Source organism: Rhodopirellula sp. JB055, assembly GCF_043100905.1.
GTDB lineage: Bacteria > Planctomycetota > Planctomycetia > Pirellulales > Pirellulaceae > Rhodopirellula.
Map to the genome: position 1 here is coordinate 1 of NZ_JBICHO010000257.1, position 6,805 is coordinate 6,805.

At 56.9% G+C, this 6,805-nt stretch carries 3 protein-coding genes and 1 pseudogene; all 4 read right to left on the reverse strand.

Going from position 1 to position 6,805, the window contains the following annotated elements:
* Positions 1–523: 523 nt before the first annotated feature.
* On the reverse strand, positions 524–1,945 hold the full coding sequence (locus ACF8AM_RS10535; RefSeq protein WP_392555603.1) for a DUF1501 domain-containing protein: 1,422 nt from the start codon (positions 1,943–1,945) through the stop codon (positions 524–526).
* A gap of 3 nt (positions 1,946–1,948) precedes the next feature.
* Positions 1,949–4,543, reverse strand: a complete 2,595-nt coding sequence (locus tag ACF8AM_RS10540) for a PSD1 and planctomycete cytochrome C domain-containing protein (RefSeq protein WP_392555605.1) — start codon at positions 4,541–4,543, stop codon at positions 1,949–1,951.
* Positions 4,544–4,779: 236 nt separating this feature from the next.
* Entirely contained in the window at positions 4,780–6,540 is a 1,761-nt protein-coding gene (locus ACF8AM_RS10545) for a hypothetical protein (protein WP_392555604.1), read from the reverse strand.
* A gap of 89 nt (positions 6,541–6,629) precedes the next feature.
* A pseudogene (locus ACF8AM_RS10550) lies at positions 6,630–6,805 on the reverse strand (3-deoxy-8-phosphooctulonate synthase); the annotation flags it as partial.

Consider the following 6,805-nt stretch of genomic DNA (forward strand, 5'->3'; position numbering starts at 1 on the left):
CTTCAGGGCTTGGTGCATTGTCCAATTCACGCACGGGGCCTCACGGCCCCGGCAAAGGATCTGCCGGCCCTCCGGGCCTCTCATGAAGAGGAAAAGGTGTCCGACACCTTTTCCTCTCAACGGACACGATGGCCCGCCAAATGCCGTCACAAGAGCGGGTAACCATTCCATGCACGCGCGGACTGGCACTCGGTGCCAGCCCGCTTTGCATGCTCATGCTCAGTCAAGCCAGCGACGGTGCTCGTAGTCGTGATCGTAACCAGCCCCGATTGTCCGCGCAAGCATTGGACCACGAACCACGCGAAGTTGACCGACTCCCGATCGACACCGTGGCTCGGTCGCTGGAGACATCACCATCGCTCAGCGGTTTGCCATGATCTCGAAATGAAATTCAATGGTGTCGCAGAGTCCGCTGCGGAGCGACCATGCTGACATCGGCTGCAATTACGAGCACCGCTTCGCTGAGCACGAGCACGACGACGCAGCAAAGCCGAAATTGGACGACCTTGGTTGAGAACTCCGTTCAACCGATGATCTCGTCAACGACACGCCCGTGCACGTCGGTCAGGCGGAAATCACGACCTGCGTAGCGGTACGTCAGCCGTTTGTGGTCGTAACCCATCAACCGCAAAATCGTGGCATGCAAATCGTGCACGTGAACTCGGTTCTCCACGGCTTTAAATCCCAACTCGTCGGTTGCTCCAACTCGGGTTCCCGCGTTCACGCCTCCACCGGCCATCCACATCGTGAACCCGTAATGGTTGTGATCGCGGCCGTTCATTTTGCCTTGGTTGGATCCCTTTTTTGGCATTTCGACGACGGGGGTCCGCCCGAATTCCCCCCCCCATATCACCAACGTTTCATCCAGCAAACCGGTTCGCTTCAGATCCGTTAACAAAGCCCCGATCCCTTGGTCGACGCCCTTGGCAACTCGCCGGTGAGCCTTGTCCAAGTCATCATGGCTGTCCCAAGGTTGCCCCGCACCGGTGTAGAGCTGCACGAAGCGGACACCGCGTTCAACCAACCGACGTGCGATCAAGGCTTGCCGCGAAAAATCTCCTTCGCCGTACATCTTCCGCGTCTCTTCTGTTTCGCGGCTGATGTCAAACGCCTCGGAAGCTTCGCTTTGCATCCGATAAGCCAGTTCGAAGGATTCGATGCGAGATTCCAACCGTGGATCGCTTCCGCGCTGAGCAGCGTGCTGCTGGTTCAATCGAGCCAGCAAATCCAACTGATCTCGTTGGTTCTTTGGGTGAACCGAACGGCCGCGAATGTTTTCCAGCAATCGTTCAACTGACGCGAAGCTACTGTCAATGTAGGTGCCTTGGTACTTGCCGGGCAAGAATCCGTTTTGCCAGTTCTGTGATTCCTTGATGGGGTACCCACCTGGGCACATCGCGATGAACGACGGCAGGTTCTCGTTGTCGGTGCCCAATCCATAAGTGAGCCACGATCCCATCGCAGGCCGGATCAAACGCGCTTCGCCACAGTTCATCAACAACAGCGATGGCTCGTGGTTCGGCACATCTGCGTACATGCTGTTGATCACACAAAGGTCATCTGCATGTTTGGCCGTGTGCTCGAACAGCTCACTGACTTCCAGTCCGCACTCGCCATACTTGCCCCATTTGTAGGGCGAACGCATCACGTTGCCGGTCGGACGTTCGGTTTTCAGATTGCCCATGGGAGCCGACTTGCCATCGAACTCCTCCAGGGCCGGCTTGCGATCAAACGAGTCCACTTGGCTGGGGCCGCCGTTCATGAACAAGTGAATGACCCGTTTCGCTTTCGCGGGAAAGTGCGGCATCACTTCGCCACGGAAGTCCGTCGGGTTTGGCAACCCAGACGCAGCACTTTCGCGGTACAAAGCGTCCGTCAATGCAAGCGAGCCAAAGCCCATCCCGCAGACTTTCAAGGCATCACGACGAGACAAAGGTAGATTCATGATTCAATCCACGAATGTGAATTCGTTGGTGAGGAACAACACTTGGGCCAACTGAGCCAGGCGATCCAAGTGAGGCAGATTTGTCTTTTCAAAGGGACCGCTGAAATCGTCGACCGAGTTCGCTTCGACGACCATCCCATCTTTCGCCGTCGCTGAAATCTTGGATCGCCAAAAGAACGAATCGAAGCTCAACGTCGGCCCACTGTGTGCGATGAACTCAACAAATTCACCTTTGCGGATCTTTGCTTTTTGCGACGGCAGCGGACGGTTGTTACTGAGTTGCTTGGCATTGAACACAACCTTCCCGCCAATTCGAATGATCGCTTGAATCCCGTCGCCCTGTTTGGAACGGTGACCGACCATCCCCGTGACCTTGACCACACCATCCACGGGACTCTTCCAACGACGCACCACGGCACCGTCATCACCATGACCGGGATGCCCGCCTTCGTTGGTCAGCCGCGCGTAACTGAACGGGCCGGGGCTGGGATATTCGTTTTCAATCTGCCATCCGTTCTTTTGGAAAACAGAAAATGCGGTGAACCCATTGAGTTGGTCGCCCTTCCATGTTGCCGTGCCGTAACTCCACAGCTCTCGTGGGTCTGCCTCCAATAGCGGCGGCAACGCGGCAGTGGAAACGAAGTCCACGGCTTCCTTGAGCTCCGACGCGGTGGGTTCTCGCTGCAACAATCTGCGAAACAGTACGGTGACTTGTTTCTCAGGCTCGCCTGAACTGGTTCGCCGAACATCACGGGCGGCTTCCAACGCAGCCGACGCCAGTTGCGGATGGTTCAGCAAGAACAACGCCTGCTGCGGAACCGTCGTTTCATAACGCTTCGGCGAATGCATGTCCGGACTGGCGAAATCGAAGGTGCGAAACAACCCCGGCAGATTTTGCCGGTTGATCATCGCATACAACGTTCGCCGAGGCGTGATGGTTGGCGAAGTGATCTCCACTGATTCGCCGCCGTAACGGCAATCCAACAGATTTGCGCCGACCAAGATGCTATCACGCAAGGATTCAAACTCACGCCGACGTCGTTCCGCTCTGGCAAGCGCGGCATTGGACGGATCACTTGCCAAGGCTTCGGCACTGACGGCGGATGATTGCTGATAGATTCGCGTCGACAAAATGCGGCGTATCAAACGCTGAGTGCTCCAGTGTGATCGAAATTCAGCGGCTAAGTCGTCGAGCACACCCGGGATCGCTGGGGCAGGGGTCCGAAATCCAAAATCACTTGGCGAATCAACCAGGGGACGTCCCGTCAAATGCCCCCACATCCGATTGACGTAAACGCGTGCGGTCAACGGGTTCTCCGGAGAGACCACCTTCTTCGCCAAATCCATCCGCCCACTGCCGGTCTTGAACTCGGGCTCCTCTGCTTTCCGAAACGCGGTCAAATAACGACGCGGCGCTTCCTCGCCGCGATTGCCGCGCTGGCCACGAACGAAAACCTTCTGACCAACCAATTTGTCTCGGTCGACCAACATCAACGGACTCGCTGCGGCATCCAAATCCGTTGGTGGAACACTGTTGTTGAGCACGTTGTAAAGCGAGTAGTAATCCACCGTTGGGATCGGATCAAATTTGTGATCGTGACAACGGGCACATGAAACCGTCAGCCCCAACAACCCCCGCGTGATCACATCAATCCGATCATCCAGGGTGTCGTCGTTCCTTAGGAACTTACGGCCAATCGTGATGAATCCCATCGCGTCGGCGTTGCCGTTCTCATTCTGCGGGTCGGTCAGATCGCCAGCCAATTGATGGCGCACCATTTCGTCAAACGGCATGTCTTCTGCAAACGCCTTCAGCACCCAATCGCGATACCGATGCGACCCTTTGATCGTGCGTTCCTTGCCCGCTGTGGTGTACCCGATCGTGTCGGCATAACGAGCCACGTCCAACCAATGCCTCCCCACACGTTCGCTCATCCGTGGGTCCGCCAACATCTGATTCACACGACGATGAAAGGCATCGGGACGACGATCCTCCCGAAAAGACTTCAGCTCTTCGTAGGTCGGAGGCAACCCAGACAAATCAAAATGCAGACGTCTCAGCAACGTGTCTCGGTCGGCCAAACCGTTCACCGAAACGCCCAACTCTTGAGCGTGTTGTGCCGAGAGGTCATCAATCAAATCGCGTGAATCAACCGATGGAACAACATGGTTTCGTCGCAGTTGATCGCCACGCACACGCGTTGGAGGAACAAACGCCCAATGCGATTGGACATCTCGATCAAGCGGCGAAACGGACTCCGCGACCGGATGCTCGTCCTGACGCGGATCCGCAGCACCGGAATCGATCCAATGCTTCAGGATCGCGATTTCTTCATCGCTAAGTTTTTCATCCGGAGGCATCTCCAAACCGGATTCTTTGTAACTGATCGCCCGCACCAAAACGCTGGCCTCGGCATCCCCCGGAACAATGGACGGGCCTCGCGAACCACCTGCCTTCATCGCCGCGGCAGAATCCAGTCGATAGTCGCCCATCGACTCACCGGATTCATTGGAGTGGCAGTCGTAGCAGCGTTCAATCAGCAGTGGGCGAACCTTGGCTTCAAAAAAGTCGAGGTCATTGGCATTTGCGACGCCGATCTAAACCAGCGCCAAAACAAAACCGAGACTCAGTTTGCAGGCCCAGAACGAACGGACAGCCAAGAGGCGGCGCGCATCAAAAGACCGACGGTCTCGACGGGGGTGGCGGACGAACATCGTCGTATCGCTTGCTGGCGGGAGGGTGGGTGAGGTGGGAACAACCCCGAGCGGGAGAGCGGAACTTCATCCCGCCTAGGAGCCATCGGGCGCCATTGTATCAGCCCACCTGGCTGAAGTCACTCTTGAAATGACTTCGCAACCAACCTTGCTCGCAGACGATTGCCATGCTCGCTGAATGTCCGCTCTGACTTCAGCAATTCTTCGACTTCTTCCCATTCTTCCGCATGCTCTTTGGCACGCGCCAGGTTGTAGCGAGCGGAATCCTCCCACATCGACATCTGGTCCTCATCCAGAACACGTTTCCCGAACCAGTTCGCCGAGGTATCGAATCTTCCGTCGTCATACTGCACCAGTGCCAACCAGTGGGTGGCGGTGCGCTTGCCCAGTCGCATGAACATTTGAATCTGTTGCAACTGTTGGTCGTAATCCGAACTATCCACGCCCAACCCGCGGCGCAGCCCGTAGCGTTTTTGCAGATCGACATTGATTCGCAAGTCTTCGATTTCGAACTCAGGTGCACGCTGCTCCAGATACCGAGTCCGGGCGCCTTTGACGCCTTCGATGTCATCATCCGAAAACTGGCCCGTCAGGTGCTGCCAACGCCCGCTCGAAAGATTCCGAGCCATGTCGTCGTCGCCATCCAGCACTGCCCATCGCGACAGATACCAAAACGAGAACAACGGGTCTCGCTCGACCATCCGCTCCGCTTCGGCCTGGTAGAGATTCGCCAGCAACGGAAGCGTCCACATCCGCACGCCAGCGATACCAGGAATCGCGTCCCATTGTTCCGATACCGAGTCCACATCCACATACAGGTTCATTCGGCGATCACCGGTCAAACCGTTTTGCAGCTTCTTCATCCGTGGCGAAATCGCCTCGATTCGGGCATTCAGCAACGCCACGTTCTGCTGAACATCGGTTCGCGAAAGCGGGTAGTCGAAGTAACCCGCCACATCCAACCGCCGCATCACGGTCGGCTCTTTGCGAGCTTGTTCCAAAGTCGCAATACCAACCTGGTCCGGCCCCGGAACCGGCAGTCCCAATTCCGTTTCAAAGAGGTAGATCTGGTCGCCTGCCAAGACACCAACGGACCACGGTGTCAACGAACCATCCTCATCGGATTGCAGCGCCAGCACGGCAGTTCGCACGCCCGCCTGCTCGCACAAAGCGGTGAAAACATTGGCACGCTGAATCGGGTCACCACGACCGCGCCAAATCGTTTGAAACAGTGTTTGCCGGTATCCAGGCCCCTCCAACTTCATGCCCATCGGAAGGGCCGGTCGTGGGAGTTGCGGTGGAACTCCCTCGGATGCGTCCAGTGGCTCCGCCGCGACGTTGCGAACCGTCCAGTCGAACAAACGACATGCCGTCCGAAGTTGTGCGGCGGCGTCCTCGCCAATTTCCGCCGACAACCCGTCCAACCAATCGACAAGCAACAGGTCTTCGCGAATCGGATCGTCGATCCACTGAACCGCGTGCCGAAACAAATAGGCGTCTCGCAACACCGTCACATCGGTCGGCTTGAATTCCTCTCGCAGGATCTCCTCCCGCAATTTTTCTTCCGGGATGACATCGGTCAGTGTGGACGCCAGTTCGGGAACCTCGCCTGAACCGCGATCGCTGGTTTGGCCCTGCAACCACTGGTTGAGGTGATACGAAATTTGCCGGCTCGCTTTTTCCTGATTCAGCCCCACGAACTGACTGAGCAACGAAACGGTTTCACCGAGGTGATCCTGCTGGGATTGCTTCTGCTGTGCGACCTGACGCTGAGTTTGAATCCGTCGGACGGTCTCGGAATCGTCAGTGCAACCGCTCAGCAACACCAGGGCGGATGCCATCCAGGCCAGAACCGATGCGGGCGAAGAAGCGAACGTCATGGCTTGTTTGGCGAAGTGGAGCACGGCGAGAACAAACAGAGCGGCAAAGAAAAGAATGGCGTTTTGAAACGTTGCATCACAGAAAAGGGTCAGCCATCGAGGCTGTCGACCGTCTCTCGCAATCGCAGCAAGCGGTCCAACGTTCCCGCGAATTGGTCCAGCGGGATCATGTTCGGCCCGTCACTTGGCGACGTTTCCGGATCGGGATGCGTCTCAAAAAACAGAGCATCGCACCCAATGGCTACGGCGGCGCGAGCCAATGGTT